At 62.2% G+C, this 26244-nt stretch carries 25 protein-coding genes; 9 read left to right on the top strand and 16 right to left on the bottom strand.

Annotation, left to right across the window (positions count from 1 at the left end):
* The first annotated feature begins 134 nt into the window (after positions 1-134).
* Both J7557_RS14595 and J7557_RS14590 read left to right on the top strand, forming a co-directional pair.
* Positions 135-935 carry a thermonuclease family protein gene (locus J7557_RS14595; protein WP_291420784.1) on the top strand — a complete coding sequence of 267 codons (801 nt, stop codon included), beginning with the start codon at positions 135-137 and terminating at the stop codon, positions 933-935.
* Entirely contained in the window at positions 932-2413 is a 1482-nt protein-coding gene (locus J7557_RS14590; protein WP_291420783.1) for a M48 family metalloprotease, read from the top strand. Before J7557_RS14595 ends, J7557_RS14590 begins: the two co-directional genes overlap by 4 nt.
* 111 nt (positions 2414-2524) lie before the next feature.
* Here J7557_RS14590 and mutT read toward each other — a convergent pair whose 3' ends face one another.
* From mutT to J7557_RS14570, 4 genes are all read right to left on the bottom strand, one after another.
* Positions 2525-2932, bottom strand: a complete 408-nt coding sequence (gene mutT, locus J7557_RS14585; protein WP_291420782.1) for an 8-oxo-dGTP diphosphatase MutT — start codon at positions 2930-2932, stop codon at positions 2525-2527.
* Positions 2929-3687 (bottom strand): GNAT family N-acetyltransferase, encoded by a 759-nt coding sequence (locus J7557_RS14580; RefSeq protein ID WP_291420781.1) that lies wholly within the window; start codon positions 3685-3687, stop codon positions 2929-2931. The genes mutT and J7557_RS14580 overlap by 4 nt, the downstream gene beginning before the upstream one ends.
* 115 nt (positions 3688-3802) lie before the next feature.
* Positions 3803-5038, bottom strand: coding sequence for a bifunctional glutamate N-acetyltransferase/amino-acid acetyltransferase ArgJ (gene argJ, locus J7557_RS14575; RefSeq protein ID WP_291420780.1), 1236 nt, complete (start codon positions 5036-5038; stop codon positions 3803-3805).
* Positions 5039-5196: 158 nt separating this feature from the next.
* Positions 5197-5427 carry a hypothetical protein gene (locus J7557_RS14570; RefSeq protein ID WP_291420779.1) on the bottom strand — a complete coding sequence of 77 codons (231 nt, stop codon included), beginning with the start codon at positions 5425-5427 and terminating at the stop codon, positions 5197-5199.
* 79 nt (positions 5428-5506) lie between these two features.
* Here J7557_RS14570 and J7557_RS14565 point away from each other — a divergent pair, with 79 nt between their 5' ends.
* The gene (locus J7557_RS14565) at positions 5507-6148 is read left to right on the top strand and encodes a TetR/AcrR family transcriptional regulator (RefSeq protein ID WP_291420778.1); all 642 of its coding nucleotides are present in this window, start codon (positions 5507-5509) and stop codon (positions 6146-6148) included.
* Positions 6149-6287: 139 nt separating this feature from the next.
* Here the strand turns inward: J7557_RS14565 and J7557_RS14560 are convergent, their stop codons facing one another.
* On the bottom strand, positions 6288-7223 hold the full coding sequence (locus J7557_RS14560; protein WP_291420777.1) for a peptidylprolyl isomerase: 936 nt from the start codon (positions 7221-7223) through the stop codon (positions 6288-6290).
* Between the two features lie 447 nt (positions 7224-7670).
* Here J7557_RS14560 and secA point away from each other — a divergent pair, with 447 nt between their 5' ends.
* Positions 7671-10373, top strand: a complete 2703-nt coding sequence (gene secA, locus J7557_RS14555) for a preprotein translocase subunit SecA (RefSeq protein ID WP_291420776.1) — start codon at positions 7671-7673, stop codon at positions 10371-10373.
* A 201-nt stretch (positions 10374-10574) separates the two neighbouring features.
* On the opposite strand, the gene J7557_RS14550 is transcribed toward secA, so the two are convergent.
* The 5 genes from J7557_RS14550 to J7557_RS14530 form a co-directional block, all read right to left on the bottom strand.
* Entirely contained in the window at positions 10575-11564 is a 990-nt protein-coding gene (locus tag J7557_RS14550) for an esterase-like activity of phytase family protein (protein WP_291420775.1), read from the bottom strand.
* Complete coding sequence (gene cobT, locus J7557_RS14545; protein ID WP_291420774.1) at positions 11564-13450, bottom strand: cobaltochelatase subunit CobT; 1887 nt, start codon at positions 13448-13450, stop codon at positions 11564-11566. The genes J7557_RS14550 and cobT overlap by 1 nt, the downstream gene beginning before the upstream one ends.
* Before the next feature lie 12 nt (positions 13451-13462).
* Positions 13463-14203, bottom strand: coding sequence for a bifunctional 2-polyprenyl-6-hydroxyphenol methylase/3-demethylubiquinol 3-O-methyltransferase UbiG (locus tag J7557_RS14540; protein ID WP_291420773.1), 741 nt, complete (start codon positions 14201-14203; stop codon positions 13463-13465).
* A 156-nt stretch (positions 14204-14359) separates the two neighbouring features.
* The gene (gene cobS / locus J7557_RS14535; RefSeq protein ID WP_291420772.1) at positions 14360-15343 is read right to left on the bottom strand and encodes a cobaltochelatase subunit CobS; all 984 of its coding nucleotides are present in this window, start codon (positions 15341-15343) and stop codon (positions 14360-14362) included.
* A 107-nt stretch (positions 15344-15450) separates the two neighbouring features.
* Complete coding sequence (locus tag J7557_RS14530; protein WP_291420771.1) at positions 15451-16077, bottom strand: J domain-containing protein; 627 nt, start codon at positions 16075-16077, stop codon at positions 15451-15453.
* 43 nt (positions 16078-16120) lie between these two features.
* Between J7557_RS14530 and J7557_RS14525 the strand changes: the two genes are divergently transcribed.
* Positions 16121-16384: a BolA family transcriptional regulator gene (locus tag J7557_RS14525; protein WP_291420770.1), complete on the top strand. Its 264-nt coding sequence runs from the start codon at positions 16121-16123 to the stop codon at positions 16382-16384.
* 102 nt (positions 16385-16486) lie between these two features.
* On the opposite strand, the gene aroB is transcribed toward J7557_RS14525, so the two are convergent.
* Both aroB and J7557_RS14515 read right to left on the bottom strand, forming a co-directional pair.
* The gene (gene aroB / locus J7557_RS14520; RefSeq protein ID WP_291420769.1) at positions 16487-17599 is read right to left on the bottom strand and encodes a 3-dehydroquinate synthase; all 1113 of its coding nucleotides are present in this window, start codon (positions 17597-17599) and stop codon (positions 16487-16489) included.
* Positions 17600-17611: 12 nt separating this feature from the next.
* On the bottom strand, positions 17612-18187 hold the full coding sequence (locus tag J7557_RS14515; protein WP_291420768.1) for a shikimate kinase: 576 nt from the start codon (positions 18185-18187) through the stop codon (positions 17612-17614).
* 129 nt (positions 18188-18316) lie between these two features.
* On the opposite strand from J7557_RS14515, the gene J7557_RS14510 reads away from it, so the two are divergent.
* The 3 genes from J7557_RS14510 (at position 18317) to J7557_RS14500 (ending at position 20544) form a co-directional block, all read left to right on the top strand.
* Complete coding sequence (locus J7557_RS14510) at positions 18317-18532, top strand: hypothetical protein (protein WP_291420767.1); 216 nt, start codon at positions 18317-18319, stop codon at positions 18530-18532.
* Positions 18529-19434 (top strand): site-specific tyrosine recombinase XerD, encoded by a 906-nt coding sequence (locus J7557_RS14505; protein WP_291420766.1) that lies wholly within the window; start codon positions 18529-18531, stop codon positions 19432-19434. Before J7557_RS14510 ends, J7557_RS14505 begins: the two co-directional genes overlap by 4 nt.
* A 156-nt stretch (positions 19435-19590) precedes the next feature.
* A complete protein-coding gene (locus tag J7557_RS14500) occupies positions 19591-20544 on the top strand; it encodes an acetyl-CoA carboxylase carboxyltransferase subunit alpha (RefSeq protein WP_291420765.1) in 954 nt (317 codons plus the stop codon).
* 155 nt (positions 20545-20699) lie between these two features.
* On the opposite strand, the gene rpmE is transcribed toward J7557_RS14500, so the two are convergent.
* Positions 20700-20921 (bottom strand): 50S ribosomal protein L31, encoded by a 222-nt coding sequence (gene rpmE, locus J7557_RS14495; protein ID WP_035086754.1) that lies wholly within the window; start codon positions 20919-20921, stop codon positions 20700-20702.
* A gap of 210 nt (positions 20922-21131) precedes the next feature.
* Here rpmE and J7557_RS14490 point away from each other — a divergent pair, with 210 nt between their 5' ends.
* Positions 21132-22946: an ABC transporter transmembrane domain-containing protein gene (locus tag J7557_RS14490; RefSeq protein ID WP_291420764.1), complete on the top strand. Its 1815-nt coding sequence runs from the start codon at positions 21132-21134 to the stop codon at positions 22944-22946.
* Between the two features lie 143 nt (positions 22947-23089).
* Here the strand turns inward: J7557_RS14490 and J7557_RS14485 are convergent, their stop codons facing one another.
* From J7557_RS14485 to J7557_RS14475, 3 genes are all read right to left on the bottom strand, one after another.
* A complete protein-coding gene (locus tag J7557_RS14485) occupies positions 23090-24115 on the bottom strand; it encodes a peptidoglycan -binding protein (protein ID WP_291420763.1) in 1026 nt (341 codons plus the stop codon).
* Positions 24116-24118: 3 nt separating this feature from the next.
* Entirely contained in the window at positions 24119-25108 is a 990-nt protein-coding gene (locus J7557_RS14480) for a flagellar motor protein MotA (RefSeq protein ID WP_291420762.1), read from the bottom strand.
* 269 nt (positions 25109-25377) lie between these two features.
* Entirely contained in the window at positions 25378-26172 is a 795-nt protein-coding gene (locus tag J7557_RS14475) for an inositol monophosphatase family protein (protein WP_291420761.1), read from the bottom strand.
* Positions 26173-26244 lie beyond the last annotated feature (72 nt).

Raw genomic sequence — 26244 nt, 5'->3', positions numbered from 1 at the left:
CGTTGGGCCCAACTTGGTCCGAGAAGGGCCGATTGGCAATCTCTCTTGCCTGTGATCGCGCGCCGTCAGGTTCTGGTAATGCTTTTTTGCCTTAATCGTCCCTATGGTGAACAAAGTGTTGTGGGGGCAGATTCTTGCGCGGGACCACGCTGATATCGACGGCCGCCTTTGCCTTGCTCGCCAGCACCACGCTGGCCTGCGAGGATTTGACTATGGCACCAGGTGGTGTCGTGGTCGAGGTGACGGACGGTGATACCGTTGTCCTCGATGATGGGCGCAAGATCCGGATGATCGGTACCCAGGCGCCGAAACTGCCGCTTGGGCGCGAAGATTTCGAGACCTGGCCGCTGGCGCCCAAGGCGCAAAAGGCGCTGTCAGAACTGGTGCTGAATAGACACGTTCGCTTGGGATTCGGCGGCGAAGAAATCGACCGTCACGAGCGGGTTTTGGCGCATGTCTTTGTCGAAACCGATGCAGGCGAGGTCTGGACCCAGCTTTTCATGGTCGGAGCGGGCCTCGCGAGGGTCTATTCCTTCCCCGACAACCGGAAATGTCTTGAGCCACTCTTTGCCGCCGAGGCGCGCGCGCGCGTCGATCGGCTTGGCATTTGGGCCAATCCCTATTACAGCGTGCGTGCGGCGGACCGACCGGGCGAATTGCTGGATCGTGTGGGACATTATGAACTGGTGGAAGGCAGGGTACTCCTCGCCGACCGCAGTGGCTCTCGCATTTTCCTCAATTTTGGCCGGTTCTGGAAAGAAGACTTCACCGCCGTGATCGAAGGGCCCGCCTTGCGGCTCTTCGAGACTGCTGGACTGGACCCATTAGTGCTTGAGGGGGCGCTGGTGCGTATTCGAGGATGGGTGGACGACCGGGATGGTCCACGCATCGAAATTACCCATCCCGAACAGATTGAGGTTTTGGCGACGCGATGACGGCGCTTTCTCTGTCCAAAAAAACAATGCGCCTCGGCGCTCTGGCCGTTTCGCTCCTCGCTCTCGGGGCTTGTTCGTCTCTGACCGGGTCGTCGGTGGCGGTGAGCCGCACTGGCGATACGCCCGCACCCATGGTCGTGCCGGAAGGCACCGAGCCCGATGATGTCGTTATCGGCCGGCGCGAGCATCCGCGGATCATCGCGGCCTATGGCGGGGTCTATTCCGACCGCGAAGCCGAAATCATGGTGGCGCGGATTGTGGGCCGCCTGCTGGCGGCGGCTGATCAGCCCAATGCGCAGTTCCAGGTGACGATCCTCGACACCTCCGAGGTCAATGCCTTCGCGCTGCCGGGCGGCTATATCTATGTGACGCGCGGTATTCTGGCGCTGGCTTCGGATACGAGCGAGCTTGCAGCGGTCCTTGCGCACGAAATCGCTCACGTGACGCTGCGCCATGCGCGTGCGCGCACCGACAAGACGCGGACGACGCAGATCGTCGATCGCGTTATTACCGGCATCTTTGGTGGCGATACCTCTACTGACGCAACCGCCAACCGTACCCGCGAGTCGCTGGCCGCCTTCGGGCAGAGCCAGGAGCTGGAAGCGGACCGCGAAGGCATCAAGTTTGCCGGCAAGGCAGGCTTTGATCCGCAGGCCGCGGCGCGCTTCCTTGGCGTGATGAGCCGGTTTGCCGCCTTTTCGGCGGGCGATCAGGCGGGGGACGACGGTTTCCTCTCCTCGCACCCCTCGACGCCGGCGCGCATTCAGAAGGCCATGGATACGGCCCGCCAGATGTTCGGCAGCTCAAGCGTCGGCGAGACCGATCGCGATGGCTATATGGCGGCGATCTCCGGCATGGCGTTTGGCGACAGTCCCGCGCAGGGCTCCATTGTCGGCAATCGCTTCATCCATTCGGGCTCGAAGTTCACCTTCACCGTGCCGCAGGGCTATGCGCTGCAGACGGCACAGAGTGCCGTGGTCGGTGTTGCCGGCGATGGCGAGGCCGTGCGCTTCGACAGCGCCGATGTGCAGGCCAATATGGCGCTGACCGATTATCTCAAATCGGGCTGGATCGCCGGGCTCAAGGCCGACACGGTCACCTCGCACAATTACAATGGCATCGAAATGGCTTCGGGCCTGGCGCAGACAGACCAGTGGTTCTTCCGTGTTGCCGTCATGCGGCTCGATGGCGCTGTCTATCGCTTCATCTTTGCGGCCAAGGCCGACAGCCAGCGCTTTGCGCAGGGCGCAGAGGCGACGATCCGCAGTTTCAAGCGCGCCGACGCGGCCGAACTCAACCAGATCCGCAAGCTTTCCATGCGCGTCATTACGGCCAAGGCCGGCGACACTGCCGACAAGCTTGCGGCGCAGATGGCCAATATTCCGGGCGGCCGCGACCTGTTCTTCATTCTCAACAACCTCTATCCGGGCGATGCCGTTAGGGTTGGGGCGAAGTACAAGGTTGTGGGGCTGAACTAGGTTTCTCCCCACAGCGTCATTCCCGCGAAAGCGGGAATCCAGTCTAGGAACAGAGATTCCCGCTTTCGCGGGAATGACGTCGTGGCTGGGGTGGGCGTAGAGCCCCGGCGATTAGAGCAAATCACACAATGCGGCGATCAGCGGCTCATCCGCTGGCGGCATGGCGTAGTCGCGCAGGTTTTGGGGGCGGACCCATTTGAGCGCCTGATGCTCCTTGGCGACGGGCGTCCCCTGCCAGCGGCGGCAGACATAAAGCGGCATCAAGAGGTGCATGTGCTCATAGGTGTGGCTGGCAAAGGAAAGCGGGGCAAGGCACGCTTCCTTGGTTTCCACGTCAAGCTCTTCGCGTAGTTCGCGAATGAGCGCGGCTTCCGGGGTTTCGCCGGGATCGATCTTGCCGCCGGGAAATTCCCACATATTGGCCATGTGCTTGCCCTCGGGGCGCTGAGCGATCAGTACGCGGCGGTCGGCGTCGACGAGCGCACAGGCGACGACGAGCAGGATGGGTTTGTCGCTCATTTGGGTGCCCCGGGAATGCGGTAGGAATAGTCGTATTGGTGCTGGTAGCCGAGGCCTGCATAGAGGGCCTTGGCGGCGGGGTTATCCGCCTGGACGTTGAGGGCGGCGATTGTTGCGCCCTTTTCGTGGGCCCAGTTGAGGCCGGTGCGCATCATGGCGGCGGCGAGGCCCTGGCGGCGGCGGCTGGGGTCGGTGATGACATTGCCGGTGATGACGATGCCGTTGGAAATGGCCATGAGCCCCGAGGCGACCGGTTCGCCATCGCGCTCGATGACGATGCCGGTGGCGGGCACGGTCATGACGGCGAGCAGGGCTTTCATGCGCGCCATCATCGCATCGTCATGGCCCTGCAGCTTTTGCTGGGCGGCGAGGAAGGCGGGATCGAGGAGGGGCAGGAGTTTTCCCTGCGCGTCGGGTTCCTGGGCCACGAGCGGCATAGCGTAGAGGTGCGACTGGTCGATCTCGTCCCAGCCGGCATCATCCAGCGCCTCGTTGAGCGCCGGGGCAGAGAGGGGCGTGATGCGGAACACGGGTTTGACGCCGCGCACGACGAGCCAGGAGCTGGCGCCGATGATACGGTCTTCCACATCCGCATCATCATGGGGGTCAAAACACTGGGCGGAATTGGCGCGCTTGGTATAGCCGCCGGCAGCACGTCGGACCCAGTTGCCATCCCACTTTGTCTCAATGCCGGGCCAGGCTTCGAGGCCGGCGCGTTCAAAGGTTTCGACGTCTGGGAGGGTGGATTGGGTCATGATGTTACTTTGCTCGGTGTCATCCCCGCGAAAGCGGGGATCTCCGTTTCTGGTGCCCAAACAGGGATTCCCGCTTTCGCGGGAATGACACTGTGGGTGAAGGAGGGGCCCGCCCTCAGCTCCGGTAGTCGCCGTTGATGGTGATGTAGCCGTGGGTGAGGTCGCAGGTATAGACCGTGGCCGTGCCCTCGCCGAGGCCGAGGGAGACGGTCACTTCCAGCTCTTCGCCCTTCATATAAGCCGAGGTGGCGGCTTCGTCGTAGACCGTGGCGCGTTCGCCGTTTTCGGCGACCAGCAGGTCGCCGAAGCGGATGGCGAGGCGGTCGCGGTCGGCGGGTTCGCCGGCCTTGCCAACGGCCATGACAACGCGGCCCCAATTGGCGTCTTCGCCGGCAATGGCGGTCTTCACCAGCGGCGAGTCGGCAATGGCCTTGGCGATGCGGAAGGCCGAGGCGTCGGAGGTGGCACCTTCGACATTGACGGCGACCTGCTTGGTAGCGCCTTCGCCATCGCGAACGGTCAGAATGGCGAGTTCGAAGAGGACATCGAAGAGCGCTTCGCCGAAGAATGCTGCGCGCGGATCTTCGAGCGTGGTGATCGGCTCGACCTTGGCCTTGCCGGTGGCGAAGGCGAGAAGGGTATCCGACGTGGACGTGTCGCTGTCGACGGTGATGGAATTGAAGCTCTTCTGCACGTGCTCGCTGAGGAGAGCCTGGAGCACGTCGGCAGCGATGGGCATGTCGGTGACGACGAAGGAAAGCATGGTGGCCATATCGGGCGCGATCATGCCCGAGCCCTTGGCGATGCCGTTGATCCGGACTTCGACATCGTCGAATTCGAGCACGGCGCCCGCAAGCTTGGGGAAGGTGTCGGTGGTCATGATCGCCTTGGCCGGGTCGATCCAGGGCGTCTCGGCAAGGCGCGTAGCGGCTTCGTCGAGAACGCCGGCAAATTTGGACGCCGGGAGCGGTTCGCCGATGACGCCGGTCGAGGCGAGGAAGATTTCGCTCGTGGAGCAGCCGAGGGCCTTGGCGGCGTATTCGGCGGTGAGCTGAACGCTTTCCTTGCCCTTGGCGCCGGTAAAGGCATTGGCATTGCCCGAATTGACGACGAGGCCGCGGGCTTTGCCGCCCGGCAGATTGGCGCGGCACCAGTCGACGGCGGCCGAAGAGCACTTCGAGCGTGTCAGAACGCCGGCAGCGGTTGTGCCTTCGTCAAAAGCCATGAGCAGAACGTCGGTGCGGTTCTTGTACTTGATGCCGGCTTCGGCCGTGGCATAGCGCACGCCGTCGATGGCCGGCAGATCCGGATAGGATTTTGGGGCGAGCGGGGAAACCGGATGGGCAGCCATGACAGAAGAACCTTCAACGGACAGAGGGTGCTTCGATGTGCCCCAAGAGTGTGACGGACGCAAGGCTTTGAGCCGTCTCCCACCCAAACTCCCCGCAGAAAAGGAAATCCCCGCTTGCGCGGGGATCACGGGGTCTTCTTCCGGCCGTCAGGTGTGGATCAGGCGACGGCCTTCTTCTTGCCGGCGATGAAAGCGCCGAAGCGGGTGGTGATGAAGGGGACGATGAAGAAGACGATGGTCGAGGCCATGAAGGGGACCAGGATCAGGCTGCGCTGCCAGAATTCCCAGCCGGGCGTGAGTGCGCCGATGATGGAGGCGTAGACAACGACGACGGGATAGACGGCGAAGGTCATGAGGAAGGCCATACGGGCACGGGCGGAGAAGGGCATGTGAACCTCTAATGAAACGGTACGTTTCGTTATGTAGCGAAACGAGCCGTTTCGTTCAAGTCTTTTCTTCGGGAGTCTTTTGACCCATATTGTGGGCATGGAAACGAGCACTGAAGACATAGACGATGGCGCCCGCCGCTCTATCGGCGCGCGACGGAATCCCGCGAGCCAGGAAGCCATTCTCGATGCGGCCGAGGCCGTGCTGAAGGAAAGCGGCATTGGCGGCTTTTCCATCGAGGCGGTGGCCCGTCGTGCGCGGGCGGGGAAACCAACGATCTATCGCTGGTGGCCCAATCGGACTGCGCTGATGCTCGATGTTTATCAGCGCTTCAAGAATGCGCGCGGTTTTCCCGACACCGGCTCGCTGCGGGGCGACCTTATTTCGCTACTCGAAAACCACCTGCTGGGGTTCTGGAAAGACAGCCTTTGCGGCGTGGTCTATCGCGCGATCATTGCCGAGGCGCAGAGCGATCCCGACGCGGCTGCGGTGCTGTTCGCCTATCAGGCCGAGCGCAAGAAGGCGACGGCGGTGATTGTGGACCGCGCCAAGGCGCGCGGCGAGGTGGCGGCAGATGTCGATGGGGATTTGATCGTCGACATGATCGTGTCCTTCGCCTGGCACCAGCTTCTTATTGGGCGGGTCGATGAGGCCATGAAGGTCATCGACGGGGTGGTCGATGGGGTGTTGATGGGCTGTGCGGGGTATAAGGCCAAGGGGTAGCGCTGGTTCGCGGGGCTCCACCCCTCCCAGCCTCCCCCTTGATGGGGAGGCTGGGAGGGGTGTCGGCAAGCGCCAGACCCCCAAAACAAAAAGGCCACCCGATCGAAACCGGGTGGCCCAAAATCCAAAAACCCAAAACTTACTGCTGGGCCGCTTCGCCTTCAGCGGGAGTAGCCTGGGCTGCGTCCTGAGCGTCCATGGTGGCCTTGAGCGCGGGATCGGTGACGTCGATGGTCACGCCGGCCATCAATTCCTCGACCTTTTCGTTGAAGACGCGCATCAGCACCTGCTGCTGAATCTGCGGGGCGACCTGTTCGAAGGCAGGCGGCTGGGTCGGGCGCTTTTCTTCGAGCTTGATGATGTGCCAGCCGAACTGGGACTGAACCGGCTCAGAGATATCGCCGGGATTGGCGAGGGCAAAGGCGGCGGTTTCGAATTCGGGAACCATCATGCCCTTGGCGAAGAAACCGAGGTCGCCGCCATTGGCGCCTGAACCCGGATCGATCGACTTTTCCTGGGCGATGGTGGCGAAATCGCCGCCGGCCTTGAGTTCGGCCTCGATCGCGTCAGCTTCTTCCTTGGTTTCGACCAGGATGTGAGCGGCGTGGACTTCTTCCTGCGGCTGGAACTGGGCGACGAAGGCGTCATACTCAGCGCGGACAGCTTCCTCTGTCACCTGACCGGCAATGGCGTCGGCGAAGTAAGCGCGGCGCAGGGCGCGTTCTTCAAGATACTTGAGGCGCTGGGCGAAAAGTTCGGTCTGGTCCATGCCAGCCGTCTTGGCCGCGCCGGCCATGACCTTCATGTCGATGAGGACGCGCAGCAGGAAAGCGCGACGCTCTGCGGCCGGCATCTGCGCGAGGTCCTGGGCCAGGTCTTCGGCGGCAAAGCTGAGATCGGCTTCGGTGATGTTTTCGCCGCCAACGGTTGCGACGACGGTTTCAGGAGCGATCGCAGCTGGTGCTGCAGCTTCCGGGGCCGGGGCTTCCTGAGCGAAGCTGCCGACAGCAGGCGCAGCACCGATGAGTGCTGCAAGGCAGATGGTGCGCAACAGGCGCGAGGAAAGCTTCATCATGAACGTCCTGGATCTCCTTGGCCGGTCCAAAGCGGGCCGGGCATGATCAAACGGGGCGGCGGGCCCGAGAATGTGCGGTGCCTCACACAACAAGGGGGCCAAATTGTGCCGGTTTCGGGCATGTTCCGGTGGGCCTTCGGGAAGGCCCCATCCGCCGTGCGCTTGAGGTGTCGCCCATTTCGCCAACATTGACAAGACACCCCCTCACTCTTACATCTCAGCCGCTTTTTCAAAGCGTGGAGCATGGTTGCCGCATTGGCCCAATGTCCTCCACGGATCAATCCACACGGGGAGCCAAAAGGGCTTCCTAGAAGTTGTGACGAGGCGAGATGGGCCGCTGGCGCCCCCAGCGTTTTCGAAAAGTGGTCAACACTTCTTCTTGAAAACGCTTTAGTGCAAGCCGCCCGCCCCTTTCGCCACGCCACTGAATGCAAAAGGATGACACGAATGGCTCTAGCTGCGCTCGCCCGGCGGATTTTCGGATCGCCGTCGGATCGGCAGGTCAAGCGCTACCAGGGCAAGGTCGCCGCGATCAATGCGCTGGAGCCCGAACTCGCCAAGCTCACCGACGACGAGCTCAAGGCCCGTACCGCCGAGTTCAAGGCCCAGCTCGAAAAGGGCGCTTCGATCGACGACCTGATCGTGCCCGCCTTCGCAACTGTGCGTGAAGCGTCCAAGCGCGTTCTCGGCATGCGCCACTTCGACGTGCAGCTCATCGGCGGCATGGTGCTCAACGATCGCGCCATTGCCGAAATGCGCACCGGTGAAGGCAAGACGCTGGTTGCAACCCTCGCGGTTTACCTCAATGCGCTCGCCGGCAAGGGCGTGCACGTCGTGACCGTCAATGATTACCTCGCCCGCCGCGACGCCGGCTGGATGGGGCAGATCTACAATTTCCTCGGTCTTTCCACTGGCATTATCGTGCATGGCCTGACCGACCAGCAGCGCCGCGACTCCTATGCCGCCGACATCACCTACGGCACCAATAACGAATTCGGCTTCGACTACCTGCGCGACAACATGAAGTATTCGCGCGCCCAGATGGTGCAGCGCGGTCACTCCTTCGCCATCGTCGACGAAGTCGACTCCATTCTCGTCGACGAAGCGCGCACGCCGCTGATCATCTCCGGTCCGTCCGAAGACCGGTCCGAGCTCTATATCAAGATCAACTCCTTCATGCCGCTGATCGGCGAGGGCGATTTCGAGCTCGACGAAAAGCATCGCGCCGCGACCTTTACCGATCAGGGCGTCGAAAAGCTTGAAGCCGCGCTTTCGGAAGCGGGTCTGCTCAAGAGCGCCTCCATGTATGACGTGGAAAACGTCGCGCTGGTGCATCACGCGAATTCCGCGCTGCGCGCCCACAAGCTTTTCCGGAAGGATAAGGACTACATCACTCGCGACACGCCGGAAGGCGGCGAGGTCGTCATCATCGACGAATTTTCCGGCCGCATGATGCCGGGCCGTCGCTATTCCGAAGGTCTGCACCAGGCGCTGGAAGCCAAGGAAGGCGTCAAGATTCAGTCTGAAAACCAGACGCTGGCGTCGATCACCTTCCAGAACTATTTCCGCCTCTATGAAAAGCTCGCCGGCATGACCGGTACGGCGGCGACGGAAGCGGAAGAATTCGCTGACATCTATAGCCTCGGCGTCGTCACCATTCCGACCAACCTGCCGGTGCAGCGTATCGACGAAGACGATGCGATCTACCGCACGGCGGCCGAAAAGTTCGACGCCATCGCCGAATTGATCAAGGAATGCCAGGAGCGCGGCCAGCCGGTGCTCGTCGGCACGACCTCGATCGAAAAATCGGAAATGCTGGCCGATATCCTCCGCAAGAAGAATGTGGGCCAGATGAACGTGCTCAATGCTCGTCACCACGAGCAGGAAGCCTTCATTGTTGCCGATGCCGGTCTGCCGGGCGCGATCACCATCGCGACCAATATGGCCGGTCGCGGTACCGACATTCAGCTCGGCGGCAACCTTGAAATGCGCATCGAGCGCGAGGCCAGGGAACTCGAGGGCGATGCCCGCGAAGCCAAGATCGCCGAGATCAAGGCCAAGATCGCCGACGAAAAGCAGAAGGCGCTGGCCGCCGGCGGCCTGATGGTGATCGGTACCGAACGCCATGAATCGCGCCGCATCGACAACCAGCTTCGCGGTCGTTCGGGCCGCCAGGGCGACCCCGGCCACTCGAAGTTCTACCTGTCGCTGCAGGACGACCTGATGCGCATCTTCCCGGTGGATTCGATGGATTCCATGCTGGGCAAGCTCGGGCTCGAACAGGGTGAAAGCATCACCCATCCGTGGGTGACCAAGGCCATTGAACGGGCCCAGGGGAAGGTCGAGTCGCGCAACTTCGACATCCGCAAGAACATCCTTAAATACGACGACGTGATGAACGATCAGCGCAAGGTGATCTTCGAACAGCGTCTCGAATTCATGGATGCCGAGGACGTCAGCGAGACCATCGCCGAGATGCGTCATGACGTGGTCGACAATATCGTCTCCAAGGCCATTCCGGCGCGATCCTATCCCGAGCAGTGGAATACCGAACAGCTTGAAGCTGCGGCGAAAACCTATCTTAACGTCACCGCTCCCGTGGGCGAATGGGCCAAGGAAGAGGGCATCGACGCCGAAGTGGTCGAGAACCGCATCCGCGAGGCAGCCGATGCCGTCATCGAGGCCAAGTCGGACAAATATGGTCCGGTGATGCGTCAGGTGGAAAAGTCGATCCTGCTGCAATCGATCGACGGGCTCTGGCGCGAACACCTCGTCATGCTCGACCACCTTTCCAAGGTCGTTGGCTGGCGCGGTATCGCCCAGCGCGATCCGCTGAACGAATACAAGCAGGAGGCCTATGAGCTGTTCCAGGCTCTCCTCGGGAATCTCCGCGAACTCGTAACGACACAGATGGGCCATATCGAAATCCAGATGCGTCCGCCCGAGCCGGCGCCGGCGATTGATCCGGCGCAGCTGGCGACCACGCATATCGACCCGGTGACGGGCGAGAATGATGCAGTGGGTGACGATTCCGACGAGGGCGCGCTGGCCCCGCTCGATCCGAAACTGCTGGTGGGCCTGTCGCGCAACGCGCCTTGCCCCTGTGGCTCGGGCAAGAAGGTCAAGCACTGCCACGGCGCGTTTGTGTAAGGCGTTTTGGGTTTTGGAATTTTGGGGCTCCGGGAAACCGGGGCCCTTTTTGTTTTGAGCTTTCCCCACACTCGATCTCCCTTCTCCCCTTGCGGGAGAAGGTGCCCGAAGGGTCACCGAATTCGCGTTCGCGAATTCGGTTGGGATGAGGGGTATGGGATCTACCGTGCAGCTTGGCGGTGGATGGGGATGGCTGGAGCGTCACTCCACCAGCGAAAACTCCAACAGCAATTGCCGCTGCCAGTCATTAAAGTTGTTGTCGGAGCCGATGAGGATGCGGGTCTCGCCGCCTGGGGTCGTGTGCACCATGATCGACTCCATGTTGTCGATCTCCGCGCCTTCGGCAGATAGCAAAAGCTCGCCTTGCATGGGATTGCCGGGGCGCACTTCTGCCGCCGGAACGCGGCGCAGGTTCATGACGAAGCTGAAGAGGGCGACGCCGCGCTCGAGGACCAGCAGATCGCCATTGGGCAGGAAGGCGCAGTCGGTGGGGTTGACCACGGGCGAATTGACATAGGTCACCGGGCCCTTGTCGTTCTGTCCCAGAAAATGGCCGCGGTGATTGCCGTTTTCGTCGAGCGCTTCTTCGGTCAGGAGCAGGGTCGAGCCGGCAATGGGCGATGCGGGTGGGGCGATGCAGATGGCTTCGAGGGATTTGTTGGTCCTCAAATCCGTCAGCCAATCGGGAATGGTAATTTCGCGCGCCGGGCCGCCGGGGCGGCCCTCGGTGATGGCGAAATCGGCGACGCGGGTGAGATTTTCAAAGCTCACGCGGACCGCGGCAGGCAGGCCATCGCGAAAAACCGTGTCCATGCCCTCGGCATCCCTCGCAAACTGGCGGGGCAGGGGTTGGCCACCCGAGTTCTGGATGGGGTCCATGGTGACCCCGATCAGGCTCAGCAGGCGATCGTTTTGGTCATAGGCGAGTTTTCCGGAGACGAACTGGCCGCGATCGGTGACGAAGGCGATGTTCTGGTCGGGGCCGGTCACGGTGACGCTCGATAGGCCACCGAACATGTCGTCCTGCGACTGGAGCGTCAGGCCGCCGCGAAAGATCAGTGGGCCGATTGGTTCATCGAGCCCGACGCCTTTGAAGCGGGAGACCTGGGCCGACGTCACGGTGACGTCGACCGCCAGAGCGGGCTGGGCGAATAGCGCAACGAAGGCTATCGGGGCCCAGCGCCGGAACATCAGCGACCGCGCCGCCTTGCGGGGCCGGGCATTTCTTCATCGAAAAGCGCAGCCAATTCGTCGGTGAGGGCACCGGCCAGTTCCTCGGCATCGAGGAGGGTCACGGCGCGGCGATAATAGCGCGTCACGTCGTGGCCGATGCCCACGGCGACGAGCTGGATCGGCGAGCGGGTTTCGATGTCTTCAATGACCTGCCGCAGGTGCGCTTCGAGATAGTTGCCGGCATTGACCGACTGCGTCGAGTCGTCGACCGGCGCACCGTCCGAGATCACCATCATGATGCGGCGCTGTTCGGGGCGGGCCATCAGGCGCTTGCGCGCCCATTCGAGGGCTTCGCCGTCGATGTTTTCCTTGAGGAGCCCTTCGCGCATCATCAGGCCGAGATTGCGGCGCGCATGGCGCCATGGCTCGTCGGCGGCCTTGTAGATGATGTGGCGCACGTCATTGACGCGGCCGGGATTGGCCGGGCGATTGGCTTCGAGCCATGCCTCGCGGGACTTGCCGCCCTTCCAGGCGCGGGTCGTGAAGCCGAGGATTTCGACCTTGACGCCGCAGCGCTCGAGCGTACGGGCGAGGATATCGCCGCAGATGGCCGCGATGGTGATCGGCCGACCGCGCATAGAGCCGGAATTGTCGATCAGCAGCGTGACGATGGTGTCGCGGAAATCTGTGTCGTTCTCGACCTTGAAGCTGAGGGCCTGCATGGGGTCGGTGACGACGCGGGTGAGGCGGGCAGTGTCGAGCAGGCCCTCTTCGAGATCGAACTGCCAGGAGCGGTTTTGCTTGGCCATCAGGCGGCGCTGCAGCTTGTTGGCAAGGCGCGCCACGGCGCCGGCGAGGTTTTCCAGTTGCTTGTCGAGGAGACCGCGCAACTGGTCCAGTTCGTCGGGCGGGCAAAGCTCGGCCGCCTTCACCACTTCGTCGAATTTTGTAGTGAAGACCTTGTACTGGAACTGGTTGGACAGCCGCTCGCCGCCGTCTTTGGCGGGCGGGGGCATGGGCGCGTCCTCGCCGGCTTCGGCCTCGGCATCGTCGTCGACATCGGCCATGTCGGCTTCCATGCCTTCGACGTCGCCGGTTTCTTCGCTTTCACCGGCCTGCTGGTCTTCTTCCGATTCAGCCTGCTCGTTCTCGCCTTCGCCCTGTTCGGGCGACTGGTCGGAGCCCTGGGCCTGTTCGGGCTGGCTGTCGTTGGCATCATCCTCGTCCGACGCGTCCGGGTCTTCCATGTCGCTTTCGGCGATGAGGTTGAGGTCGCGCAGCACGGCCTTTACGGCCTTGGAGAACTCTTCCTGGTTCTCATAGGTCGAAAGCAGCTTGTCGATTGACGTGGAAGCCTTGGCTTCGATTTCCTTGCGCCAGAGATCGACCAGCGCATGGCCCGAGGGCGGCACGGGGACACCAGCGAGCTTCTCGCGCAGCATCAGGCCAAGCGCTTCGGCAAGCGGGGCTTCGTTCTTGTCGTCGACTTCGGCGAAATTGGCGCGGAAGAGGCGGTCTTCCAGCATTTCGTGGATGTTGCCGGACATGCCGGGCATGCGGATGACGCCGAGGCTCTCGACGCGGGCCTGCTCCAGCGCATCGAAGGCGGCGCGGGCCTGCGGGTCCATGGGTGAACGCTTGCGGTGCGTGTCGGGGTCGTGGCTAGCGAGGCGCATGGCCATGGCGTCGCCCTGGCCGCGGGCAATGGCGATGTCGCGCTTGGTGGGGAGGCGCGGCAGATTGGCAAGGCGCGCCTTGTCAGACGTCAGCAACGGCCGGTCGGCGGTGAAGGTAACCTCAAGCTCGGGCTTGGCACCGATGGCGCGGACCGTTGCGCCCATGGCCGATTTGAAGGCCTGGGTCTGGTCGGGCTTGTTGGGCTTGCTGCGCGGGGGCTGTGCCATGATTGGATACCGTTAGGGCTTGGGGGCCGCGTGTGTGGCGAAGAGCAGGAACATGGGCTCGTAGCGTTCCTTCTCCCATTCGGGATGGGCAGCGATATCATCGTCGCTCGCGGCCCATTCCTCAATGGCGTCGAGCTCGAAGCCGGCGCGCTTGAGAGCCATGATCGTGGTCGAGATCAGGCGATGATATTTTACGATATTGTCCGCGATCCAATTGGTGCGGCGTTCGCCCTCGCGAAGATATTCGGCAATGGCCGCGACCTGCCGGCCGCTGGCATCGGTGACGAATTCGGGATTGGCGCGAGCGGCGAAAACCGGGTGCTCCATGGAAAAGACGAAGCGACCGTCGTCGCGAACGGCTTTTCGCACGCGGGCGAGGAACGCGTCGAAATCGGCGAGGTAGTGGACGGCGAGCGAAGAAAAGACCAGGTCGAATTGGTCGGTGCCGAGATCAGCGGTTTCGAGATCGGCGCGGGCCAGGGTCACCGGCAGGCCGGCGCAGTTCTTTTCTGCTTCGGTCAGCATCTTTTCCGAGAGATCCAGGCCGGTCACATGCGCGGCGCCTTCGGCCACGGCCCAGCGGGCGAAATAGCCAAAGCCGCAGCCGAGATCGAGAACATTGAGGCCCGCCATGGGCGGCAGCATGGCGCGCAGGTGCGGCCATTCGGCAGCAGCGGCAAGCCCCTGGGCCGATCGCGGAAACTGGCTGTAGCCTTCAAAGAAGGTCGCATCATCATAGATGTTCTGGGCCATGGGGATGGTTCCTGTTGTAGGAAAAGGCTCCCTCATCCGGCCCTGCGGGCCGACCTCTCCCCCGGAGGGAGAGGTGTCGCTGCGCGACTTTGGCAACCACCCACCTCTCCCTTGGGGTAGAGGTCGCCGCAAAGCGGCGGGTGAGGGGGCCTTCTATTAAGCCGTGACCGCCAGATTGGCCGAGGATTCGGGCAGATCTTCGCCGAACACGCGCTGGTAGAACTCGGCAACCACGGGGCGTTCGAGTTCGTCGCACTTGTTGAGGAAGGTCAGGCGGAAGGCAAAGCCGACGTCGCCGCCAAAAATCTGGGTGTTTTCGCCCCAGGTGATGACCGAGCGCGGCGACATGACGGTCGAAAGATCGCCATTGATGAAGGCCGAACGGGTGAGGTCAGCCAGGCGCACCATGTTGGAGACCAGCTTCTTGCCCTTTTCGGTTTCGGTGAAGGCTTTGTTCTTGGCCAGAACAATGCCGACTTCCTTGTCGTGGGGCAGGTAGTTGAGCGTCGTGACGAGGCTCCAGCGGTCCATCTGACCCTGGTTGATCTGCTGGGTGCCGTGATAGAGGCCCGAGGTGTCACCCAGACCAATGGTATTGGTGGTCGAGAACAGGCGGAAGGCCGGGTGGGGCACGATGACGCGGTTCTGATCGAGGAGCGTCAGGCGGCCCGACTGTTCGAGCACGCGCTGGATCACGAACATCACGTCCGGGCGGCCGGCGTCGTATTCGTCAAAGACCAGGGCGATATTGTTCTGCACAGCCCAGGGCAGAATGCCGTCACGGAATTCGGTGATCTGCTTGCCGTCCTTGAGGACGATGGCGTCCTTGCCGACGAGATCGATACGCGACACATGGCTATCGAGATTGACGCGGACCAGCGGCCAGTTGAGGCGGGCAGCAACCTGCTCGATATGGGTGGACTTGCCGGTGCCGTGATAGCCTTGGACCATGACGCGGCGGTTATAGGCAAAGCCAGCCAGAATCGCGAGCGTGGTGTTTCGGTCGAAGAGGTAATCCGGATCGATCGGCGGTACGTGGTCGGTACGCTCTTTGTAGCCCTTGACCACCATATCGGTATCGATGCCGAAAAGCTCGCGGGCCTTGTATTCGGTGTCGGGCAGATTGGTGAACTCGGTCATGGCAAGGGCTCGTGGATCAAGAGATTTTCTTTTGGCGGGAGGCGCATTGGCCCGTGGCTCTATAGCAGCATTGCTGACGTGCTGGTAGCCAAACTGTCACGTGACAGCTACCGGGCGACAAACCCCATTTTCTTGAGGTGGCTATAGGCCGCGATGATGGTGCGGAGCTTTTCTTCCGAGGACCTGTCGCCGCCGTTGACGTCCGGGTGGTGGATTTTCACCAGGTTCTTGTAGGCGTGCTTGATGTCGTCGGATTTGGCGTGGCCGGGAAAGCCCAGCTGCTCGAAGGCGCGCCGGTCGTTCTCGTTGAGCGGCTTCACGCGCTCGGCTGCGGGGCGCTGGGCCTGGCGGTGGCGATAGCGGGCAAAGACCCCGAAGGGATCGCCATATTTGTCGCCGGGGCGGGTGCTGTTCTGCCGGCCGGCGGCGCGGGCGGCGCCGGGATTGCCGGTGGCAAAGCTCGACCGCGACTCCGCCTTGGGCGGGGTGGTCAGGGCCTCGTCCAATTCTTCCTGGCTCATGCCGGCGAAGAAATTGAAGGCCTTGTTATAGTGGCGAACGTGCTCGAGGCAGAAATGGTGATACTGCCCTTCGCTGCGCGGTCCTTTCGGCGCGCGGTATTCGCCGGCCTCTTCGCAGCCTTCCCATTCGCAGGAAAATTCGGCCGGCTCGGGCTTTTCTTCCCGGCGCGGTCGGATGCGGATTGAATCGAAAAGCTTGGATTGCTGTTTCATAGCACCTAGTTAAGTCTTCAAATCTTCAAGCGGAGCCCGCCCCATGTCCGTCAGGGACACCATGATCGCAAAGCTCACCGAGCGGTTCTCGCCTCTCCATCTCGAGGTGATCGACGAATCGAACAAGCATCGAGGCCATGCCGGATGGCGCGAAGGGGGCGAGACCCATTTCCGAGTTAGAATCGCGACCCGCGATTTTGACGGCTTGAGCCGCGTGGCGCAACACCGCGCGGTATTCGAAACGCTGGACGCGGAACTGAAGGACCGTGTCCATGCGCTCAATATCGAGGTTTTGCCGGCTAGTTGAGCCTATCCAAACACTCGGTGTCATTCCCGCGAAAGCGGGAATCTCCGTTTCCAAACAGGGATTCCCGCTTTCGCGGGAATGACACCGTGGATGGGATATGTCTTACCCCCGCATCTCCTCCAAAAATGCCGAAACCTTGGCGGGATCGACATTTTTTTCGATGAAAGCCTGGCCGATGCCGCGGGTGAGAATGAAGGTTAGCGCGCCGCGCGAGACTTTTTTGTCCTGCGCGATGGCGGCCATCAGGGTTTCGGTGGAGCCCAAACTTCCGGGAATGTCAGCCAATGTGGTGGGCAGACCCGATTTTCGCAAGTGCGCGGCGATGCGGCCGGAATCCTGGCCTGGCGCGAGGCCGAGGCGGTTGGAGAAGGTATGGGCGAGAACCATGCCGATGGACACGCCTTCGCCGTGGAGCAAGCGGTCGGAATAGCCGGTGTCCTTTTCGAGCGCGTGCCCAAAGGTGTGGCCGAGATTGAGAAGGGCGCGGACGCCGATTTCCTTCTCATCCTCGATGACCACCCGCGCCTTGTGGGCGCAGCAGCGGGCGATGGCTTCGCCGCGAGCGGGGCCGCCGGCAAAAATTTCGGCGTGATTGGCTTCGAGCCATTCGAAGAAATCTGGATCATCAATGAGGCCATATTTGACGACTTCGGCATAGCCGGCGGCGAACTGGCGCGGGGGCAGGGTGTCGAGGGCCGAGAGATCGGCCAGCACCAGTTTTGGCTGGTGGAAGGCGCCGACGAGATTCTTGCCGTGAGGGGAATTGATGCCGGTCTTGCCGCCGACCGAAGAGTCGACTTGCGCGAGGAGCGAGGTCGGGATCTGCACGAAATCCATGCCGCGGCGGGTGATCGAAGCGGCAAAGCCGGCGAGGTCGCCGATGACGCCGCCGCCGAGCGCGATGACGAGGTCGTTGCGCTCCAGTTTCGCCGCGAGAAGGCCTTCGACCACCGTCCGCAGGTGTTCCCAGCTTTTTGTGCTTTCGCCCGAGGGCAGGGTGATGGTCGAAAAAGTGAGCCCCGAAAATTCGAGGCTCGCCACGAGACGCGGTAGTTGCGCTTTGGCGACTTCGGTATCGGTGACGATACCAAAGCGGCGGCCGGGGAATTTTTCAGCGAGGATCGCGCCGGCATCGTCGATCAGATTGGGACCGATGAGAATGTCATAGGCGCGCTCGCCGAGGGCAACGTGCACTGTGTGGGAAATGTCGGCCATTGACGAAAACTTTCAGCGCAGGTGATGCAGAAGGGCGGAGATGACGTCAGCGGCCACGCTGTCTTGCGGCACGTCGCGGCTCAAAACCGTGATATCGGCCTCGGCATAGATGGGATAGCGGTCCGCGATCAGCTTTTCCAGCGTACCCTTGGGATCGGCGGTCTTGAGCAGGGGCCGATTGGATCGGCGCGAAACGCGTTCGAACAGTACATCGAGATCAGCCTTGAGCCAGACCGAGACGGCGCCGGATTTGACCAGGGCTCTGGTCTCGGGATTAACGAAAGCGCCGCCGCCCGTCGCGAGGACGATGTCGTTTTCCTTGAGCAGCCGCGAAATGACGCGCATTTCGCCGGCGCGGAATTCGGGCTCGCCGCGCTGGGCAAAGATTTCCGGAATGGTCATCTGCGCTGCCTTTTCGATCTCCTCGTCGCTATCGAGGAACCGCCGGCCGAGGCGCGCTGCCAGGCGTCGGCCGACCGTAGTCTTACCCGCGCCCATCATGCCCACGAGAATGAGCGGCCTGCCATTGAGCCTCTCGATGAGGGCCTTGGCGCGCGCCGATCGCGCGGGACTATCCGTTTTGCTCAAGAAAGGCGCCCTCCGAACTTAAGGCCGCTTGAAGCGATACGGCCCAAAGCTGTCAAGCGCAACGCGATTTTGCCTACCGGATGGAAACCTTTCTGTGGCAAAGTTTGATGCGAAAACGCCGGAAAGCTCATGCCGACACTCTTTCGCCTGCTGATCACCCTCCTGTTCCTGGCTGGCCTCGTCTATGCGGGGATGTTTGCGCTCGTCTCCTTCGTCGAGCCCAATCCCAAGGATGTCACCCAGCGCATCCCGACGCGCGAACTCCTAGGCGAAGCTGCGCCGACCCGACCGGTCGGCATGCCGACGCCCAATGTGACCAGCGCTCCAGCGACGCCGGGCCAATGAGCCATCTCGTCGGCGCATTTTTGGAAATGATGAGCGCCGAACGCGGCGCCGCGGCAAACACGATATCAGCCTATCGGCGCGATCTTACAAACTATGCCGGCTTTGTGGCGGGCAAAAAGCAGACCCTCCTCGATTGTCCGCGCGAGACGGTGAATGCCTATCTCGATGGGCTCAAGGCCGAGGGGCTTTCGGCTTCGTCGAGCGCGCGGCATCTTTCCGCGATACGGCAATTTCACAAGTTTCTGTGTGCGGACGGCATGCGAGGGGACGATCCAACGCGCATTGTGGCCAGCCCCAAAACGCGGCGGCCGCTGCCAAAAGTGCTGTCTGTTGCCGATGTCGGCAAATTGCTGGCCCTCGCAGAAGAGGAAGCGAACCAGGACGCGACGCCTGCAAAACAGGAAGCAGCGCTTCGGCTCTATTGCCTTTTGGAACTGCTTTATGCGACCGGCTTGCGCGTCTCCGAACTTGTCGCCTTGAAGCGCGCTGCAGTGATGCGGGAAGGCAGCTTCATTACCGTTACCGGCAAGGGCAACAAGGATCGGATCGTGCCGATGAACGACCGGGCACGTGATGCGGTGCGCAAATGGGCCGAGACCCTGCCCAAGGATGCCAAATGGCTGTTTCCAGCCAAAGGGGAAAGCGGACACCTGGAGCGGCAGGTTTTTGGTCGCGACCTCAAGGCGCTGGCCGGACGAGCGGGCATTTCATCGGACCGCGTCGCTCCCCACGTTCTGCGCCATGCCTTTGCCAGCCATCTGCTCGCCGGTGGCGCGGACTTGCGCGTGGTGCAAATGCTGCTCGGGCATTCCGATATTTCGACGACGCAGATCTACACCCATGTGCTCGACGAAAAATTGCGCAATCTCGTGGAAACACACCATCCGCTGGCCGGTGGATAGGGTCGGGCCGGTGAGAACGGGTGGAAATCCCACGCATTTCCTTTCCAAAACTTGACTCGGCATTGAACCATCGCCACTTTCCGGCCACTTTAGGGCGCAAGAGCCGTGGCCTAGAACAATCCGGGTCCATAACAACGACCCTTACTGGCGGGTGGGATGCTGTCTTATCTCGATTTTGAAAAGCCGGTCGCCGATCTCGAAGCGAAGATCGCCGAACTGAAATCCCTCGCCGCGACCGATCAGGCCGTGTCCATCGACGAGGAAGTGAACCGGCTTTCTGCCCGCGCCGAAGAGGCGCTGGTGGAAATCTACAAAAGGCTCACGCCCTGGCAGAAGACGCAGGTGGCGCGCCATCCGCAGCGTCCGCATTTTTCCGATTATGTATCGACGCTGATCACCGAATGGACCCCGCTTGCCGGCGACCGCAAGTTCGGCGAAGACGCCGCCCTGCAGGCCGGCTTCGGCCGCTTCAATGGGCAGTCCGTGGCCATCCTTGGCCAGGAAAAGGGCAATTCCACCGAGACGCGCCTCAAGCACAATTTCGGCATGGCCAATCCCGAAGGCTATCGCAAGGCCGTCCGCATCATGGACATGGCCGACCGGTTCAATATTCCGGTCATTTCCTTTGTCGATACGGCCGGCGCCTATCCCGGCATCGGCGCGGAAGAGCGCGGCCAGGCCGAGGCCATTGCCCGGTCGACCGAAAAGGGACTCGAGCTCGGCGTGCCCAACATCGCCATCATCATCGGCGAAGGCGGCTCGGGTGGCGCTATCGCCATTGCCACGGCCAATCGCGTGCTGATGCTCGAAAACGCCATCTATTCGGTGATTTCGCCCGAGGCCGGCGCCTCGATCCTTTTCCGCGACGCCGCCAAGGCGCAGGACATGGCGACGGCCCAAAAAATCACGGCGCAGGACCTGCTCTCGTTCAAGGTGATCGACGGCATCATTCCCGAACCGACCGGCGGCGCGCATCGCCACCATGGTCAGGTGATGGATTCGACCCGCGTCGCCATTTCCGACTTTTTGGCCGAATTTGCCGGCAAGTCGCGCCTCGAAACGCGCGAACACCGCCGCGAAAAATTCCTGGCGATCGGCACCAATATCTAGGTCGAGGCTTTTTCGGGCCAAAAGATCAGAACGCGGCTTGTGCAAACAGGCCGCGTTTTTTCTCGTCCAAGCGTCGGGACAAAGATGTGCAAACCTGGCGACAACAAAAAACCCGGCACGAGGGCCGGGTTTTCCAATTCTGTCGCAGATCGCTCTTAGAGGCCGAGGCCCTTGAAACGTTCCTTGAAGCGGCTGACGCGGCCGCCGCGGTCCATCAGCTGGCCCGTGCCGCCGGTCCATGCGGGATGGGTCTTGGGATCGATGTCCAGCTGCAGCGTGTCGCCTTCCTTGCCATAGGTGGAACGGGTGACATAGCTGGTGCCATCGGTCATGACGACGTTGATGGTGTGGTAGTCAGGATGGATGTCGGCCTTCATGGTCTTCGCCTCAAATCAAACGGGCGCCGAGGCGCCCGGAGAGCTGGAAACTTGTTGTTGGCGGCTTCTTACATAATGGAGCCTCAATAGGCAAGGGCGGGGGAGCGGCAATTTTACCCGTTTCCCGGCTGTTGCTCCTATGAAGAGGGGAGCCTATATCCAACCAGCCGTCTTCAGGCGGCTTTGCGCAATCGGAATGCGGCCCCCAATATGACCGATCAAGCCGCCCCGGCGGAAAACACCACCGACAAGGTGATCTCCGTCGCCAAGCTGCAGCGCCGCTTTTCGCCGCTGCGCGCGCTCCTGCCATTCGTGCTCGCCTATCCGGTGCGCCTGACCCTGACGGTGCTGTTCCTCCTCATTTCTACCATTACCTCGCTCGCCATCCCCGCCATGCTCGGTGGCGTGGTCGATCAGGGTTTTGTGGCGCAGAACCTCGACAAGGTGAGCCAATACGGCCTTCTTATAATCGCCATTGCCGCGGTGATGGCCGTGGCGAGCGGGGCGCGCTTCTATTTCATCTCCGTCATCGGCGAACGCGTCCTCGCCGACCTGCGGCAGGCGGCATTCAGCCATCTCCTTCGCCTTGATGCGCGCTATTTCGATACAACGCGCGTCGGCGAGTTGACGAGCCGCCTCAATAATGACGTTGCCATCATCCGCAGCGCCGTGGGGTCGAGCTTCTCGCTGGCGCTGCGCTCCATGGTCACCATTATCGGCGCGTTGATCATGATGATCCTGACGAGCCCGATCCTGACCCTGGCCGTGGTCATCGCCGCGCCGCTCATCCTGATCCCGGTCGTGGGCTATTCGCGGCGCCTGCGCGGCATGTCGAGCAAGACCCAGGATGCGCTGGCGGAACTCTCCGCCATGGCGACGGAAATGCTCGGTGCAACCCGAACGGTAAAAGCCTTTACCCAGGAAACGGTGCAGACCGAGATTTACGATAGCCGCAGCGAAGAGAGCTATCGGGCCGAAGTGCGCCGGCTTGGCGCGCGTGCCATCCTCGTTGCGCTGGTGATCTTTCTTGGCACCGCCGCGCTTGTCGGCCTTGTCTGGTGGGGCGCCAGCGCCGTCTTCGAAGGGTCGGTCACCGCGGGGCAGCTTGCGCAGTTCATGATCTACGCTCTGATGGCTTCCGGCGCCCTCACCAATGTCTCCGAAGTCATGGGCGCCTTGCAGACCGTTGCCGGCTGCACCGAACGCCTTATGGAAATCCTCGCCACCAAGGCCACGATCGAAGACCCCGAGAACCCCGTCGCCCTGCCCGTGCCGTCGCTCGGGACCGTTGCCTTCGAGAATGTCGCCTTTCGCTACGATCCGACCCAGCCCGGCCGCGTGCTCGACGGCGTGAGTTTTTCCGTCGCCAAGGGCGAGACCGTGGCGCTGGTCGGCCCCTCGGGCTCGGGCAAGTCGACCACACTTTCGCTGTTGCAGCGCTTCTACGACGTTACCGGCGGCACCATTCGCGTTGATGGCGTCGATATTCGTGACACGAGGCTTTTCGATCTGCGGCAGCGCTTTGCCTATGTCGAACAGGAGCCGACCATTTTTGCCGGCACGATCGCGGAAAACATCCGTTTCGGCAAACCCGGTGCGACCGACGCCGAAGTGGAAGCGGCGGCCAAGGCGGCGCTGGTCCATGATTTTGTCGTCGACCTACCCTCGGGCTATGACACGATCGTGGGCGAGCGCGGCGTCATGCTTTCGGGCGGCCAGAAGCAGCGTCTCGCCATTGCCCGCGCCATTCTGAAAAATGCGCCGATCCTCTTGCTCGACGAAGCGACGTCCGCCCTCGACGCGCAGAGCGAGCGGCTGGTGCAAATGGCGCTTGAACATCTGATGCAGGGGCGCACGACGCTGGTCATCGCCCATCGTCTCGCCACCATCCGCGACGCCAACAAGATCCTCGTGATGGAAGCGGGCAAGATCATCGACCAGGGCACGCATCAGGAACTGGTGGCCAAGGGCGGTCGCTATGCGGAACTGGCGAAGCTGCAGTTCCGCGGGGATGGCTGGCAGTAAGGCCTGTTATCCACGGTGTCATTCCCGCGAAAGCGGGAATCTCTGTTTGCGAAGACGCTGGCCCGAAGCCTCGCACGGCTCGACCCGTGATTTCCTCAAATCGCTCCACTGGAGCGATTTGACCCGCTGAAGCGGATCGGAAATCACCCTTCTGTCAGCTTGAACTCGATCCGTCGATTACGCCGGAACGCCTCTTCCGTCGTGCCCGGATCAAGCGGGGCAAATTCGCCAAAGCCTGCCGCAACGAGCCGGGCCGGGGCAACGCCCTTGCCGACGAGATATTGCGCCACCGAAATGGCGCGTGCCGCCGAGAGCTCCCAGTTGGACGGGAAACGGGCATTGGAAATCGGGCGGCTATCGGTATGGCCGTCGATGCGCAGCACCCAGTTGATGTCAGCGGGAATTTCCGCCTCAAGCTGCAGGATGGCCTCGGCCAGGGCGTCGAGCTGCGGTGAAGCCGCTGCCGTCAGGTCGGCTTGGCCGGGATCGAACAGCACTTCGGACTGGAAGACGAAGCGATCGCCGACGACGCGCACATCGGCGCGGCCTTCGAGAATCTGCCGCAGGCGGCCGAAGAAGTCGGACCGGTAGCGCGACAGGTCCTGCACGCGCTGGGCCAGCGCCAGATTGAGACGACGGCCAAGATCGGCGATCTGGGTGCGCGATTCCGTGTCTCGCGTCTCCGAGGCTTCCAGTGCCGATTCCAGGGCTGCAATCTGCGTTCTCAGGGCTGCAAGCTGCTGGTTGAGCAGTGCCACCTGCGCATTGGCTTCGTCGGAGAGCTTTTCGGCGCTGATGAGATCTTCCTGGAGGCCGGCAATCGTCTGGTCGCGATCGCCCAGGCCTGCACCGATGCCGGAAAGCTGGCTGGTCAGGCTCTGGTTCTGTGCGTCGGCCGTGGCGAGCGTGGCGGTCAGCGTTGCAAGTTGCGAGGTCAGATCGTCGGAATTGGCGCGTTCGAGCTGCAACAGCTCGGTCAGTTCGGCGATCTGGCTATTGAGCCGGGATAGTGCGGTGTCCCGGCCCTGGATTTCCTGCCCCAGGAAAAACTGGGTGAGCATGAAAAGGCTCAAAAGAAAGATGATGACGAGCAGTAGGCTCGACAGGGCGTCGACGAAGCCCGGCCAGTAATTGGCCTCTACCCTGCGGCGTGAGCGGCTCGATGCCATGGCCTAGTCCCGGCGTCCGGTATTGTCGGTCTCGTTGAGCATGGCCTCGATGAGGTCGCGCAGTTTTCGATTTGTCTCGCTCTGCTCGGTAATATAGGCGCGCAGGTCTTCCTGCTCGGTGCGGATGTGCTTGACGAGACCGTCGATGCCGCGTGCGAGTTCCGCCATGGCGCGAATGGCGTTCTGGGAGGAATTCTGGTTCTGCATCGAGGCCCCGATGCTGTCGATCATGGCCTGCATGTCGGGGCCGCCGGCATTGGCCTGCATGGCGCTGACCGGGTGGTCGAGCTCGGTCATGGAGGTCATCCAGTCTTCGAGATCGGTATAAAAGGCGTTCTGCGCCTGGCTCGTCTGCAGGTCGAGGAAGCCCAGGATCAGCGAACCGGCAAGACCAAAGAGCGAGGACGAGAAGGCGGTGCCCATGCCCGCCAGCGGGGCGGCAAGGCCTTCCTTGAGATTGGTGAAAAGCGAGGCGCTATCGGCCGAGGTCACATCGAGTGCGTTGATGACGCCGGCCACCGAGCCCACGGTTTCGAGGAGACCATAGAAGGTACCCATGAGGCCGAGGAATACGAGCAGGCCCGTCAGGTAGCGCGAGGTGTCCTTGGCTTCGTCGAGGCGATTGCCGACCGAGTCGAGGATCGAACGCATGGAAGTTGGCGTGATCACCGCTTCACCGATGCGCTCGCGCAAAAGCCCGGCGACGGGGGCCAAGAGGACGGGCGGCCGCACCTGGGTCGAATTGCCGTCCTGGAGCGAATTGACCCACTTCACCTCCGGAAACAGCCGGAAAAGCTGCCGGAACGAGAGGAAAATGCCGATGAACAGGGCAAAGAAGATCATCGAATTGATGAACGGGTTCGCCCAGAAGAAGGTCACGATATTGGTGAACAGGATCGCGGCGACGAGAGCGACCAGCACCAGGAAAATGACGATTTTGACGAGGTAAACGGTGGGACTGGCGAGGTGATAGGGATCGTAACCTTGCGTCATCGTGCCTGACCTTTGCCCCGCGCACAGCAAATCAACTGCGCCGAAGAGTAGTGGCGGCAGAATGGCGTGACAATGGAAAAGGTTAACGGCAGAGCGTCATGAAGCGGCTTTGCTGCACACCCCAAGCCGCCGCGTTATTCTCGCGAAAGCGGGAATCTCCCTGCCCGGAAACAGAGATCCCCGCTTTCGCGGGGATGACATCGGGTTTTTCAACGCTTTCGGCAGTCCTCGGTACATACCCCTTGCCGTGGCGAGGGAATGCGTTGGACTTACTGAACCGAGCGAAGCTGCTTGAACAAAGCCCCATGCAGGGTCTCGTTGCCGGCGACGATCTGGCCGTTCCAGACCGAACCGGGCTGACCGGCATAGTCGGTGACAAGGCCACCGGCTTCCTTGACCATAAGCAGGCCCGGGGCCACGTCCCATGGCTTCAAACCAGCTTCCCAGAGGGCGTCGAAGCGGCCGGAGGCGAGCCAGGCCATGTCAACTGCGATCGAGCCCGAGCGGCGAATGCCGGCAACGGCTGGATTGATATGGCTCAGCTGGCGCAATTGCAGCCCGTCATTGGACGTGCCCTGGGTCTTGATGCCGGTGGCGACAACGGCGTCCGAAAGGTGCCGGCGTTCGGCAACGCGCAGGCGCTTGCGGTCGGCGAGCCAGGCGCCGCCGCCCTTTTCGGCGGTATAGAGTTCGTCCAGGATCGGATTGTAGATCACCGAGGCGACGATCTCGTCGCCGCGCTGCAGCGCAATGGCCACGGCAAAGAGCGGGATCGAGTGGAGGAAATTGGTGGTGCCGTCGAGCGGGTCGACGATCCAGGTGTGCTGGCCGTCCGTCCCTGCGACTTCGCCGCCTTCTTCCATCAGGAAGGCATAGGTCGGGCGCGCCTTGCGCAGTTCGTCGTAGACGATCTGTTCGGCGCGCAAGTCGGCCTTGGAGACGAAATCGGCCGGCCCCTTGCGGGAAACCTGCAGGTTTTCCACCTCGTTGAAATCGCGCGACAGCGACTTGCCGGCCTTGATGGCGGCATTGACCATGACGGTGAGAAGGGCGGAACGCGCCATTGTGTACTCGCTTGGCTCAAGCGGTTCATTGAGCGCCGCCGGGATTTTCGTCCCGACGCGGCGCAAGTGGGG

This window comes from Devosia sp., from assembly GCF_017744655.1.
In the GTDB taxonomy this organism is placed as follows: domain Bacteria; phylum Pseudomonadota; class Alphaproteobacteria; order Rhizobiales; family Devosiaceae; genus Devosia.
This window is presented reverse-complemented; position numbering and strand designations above follow the sequence as displayed.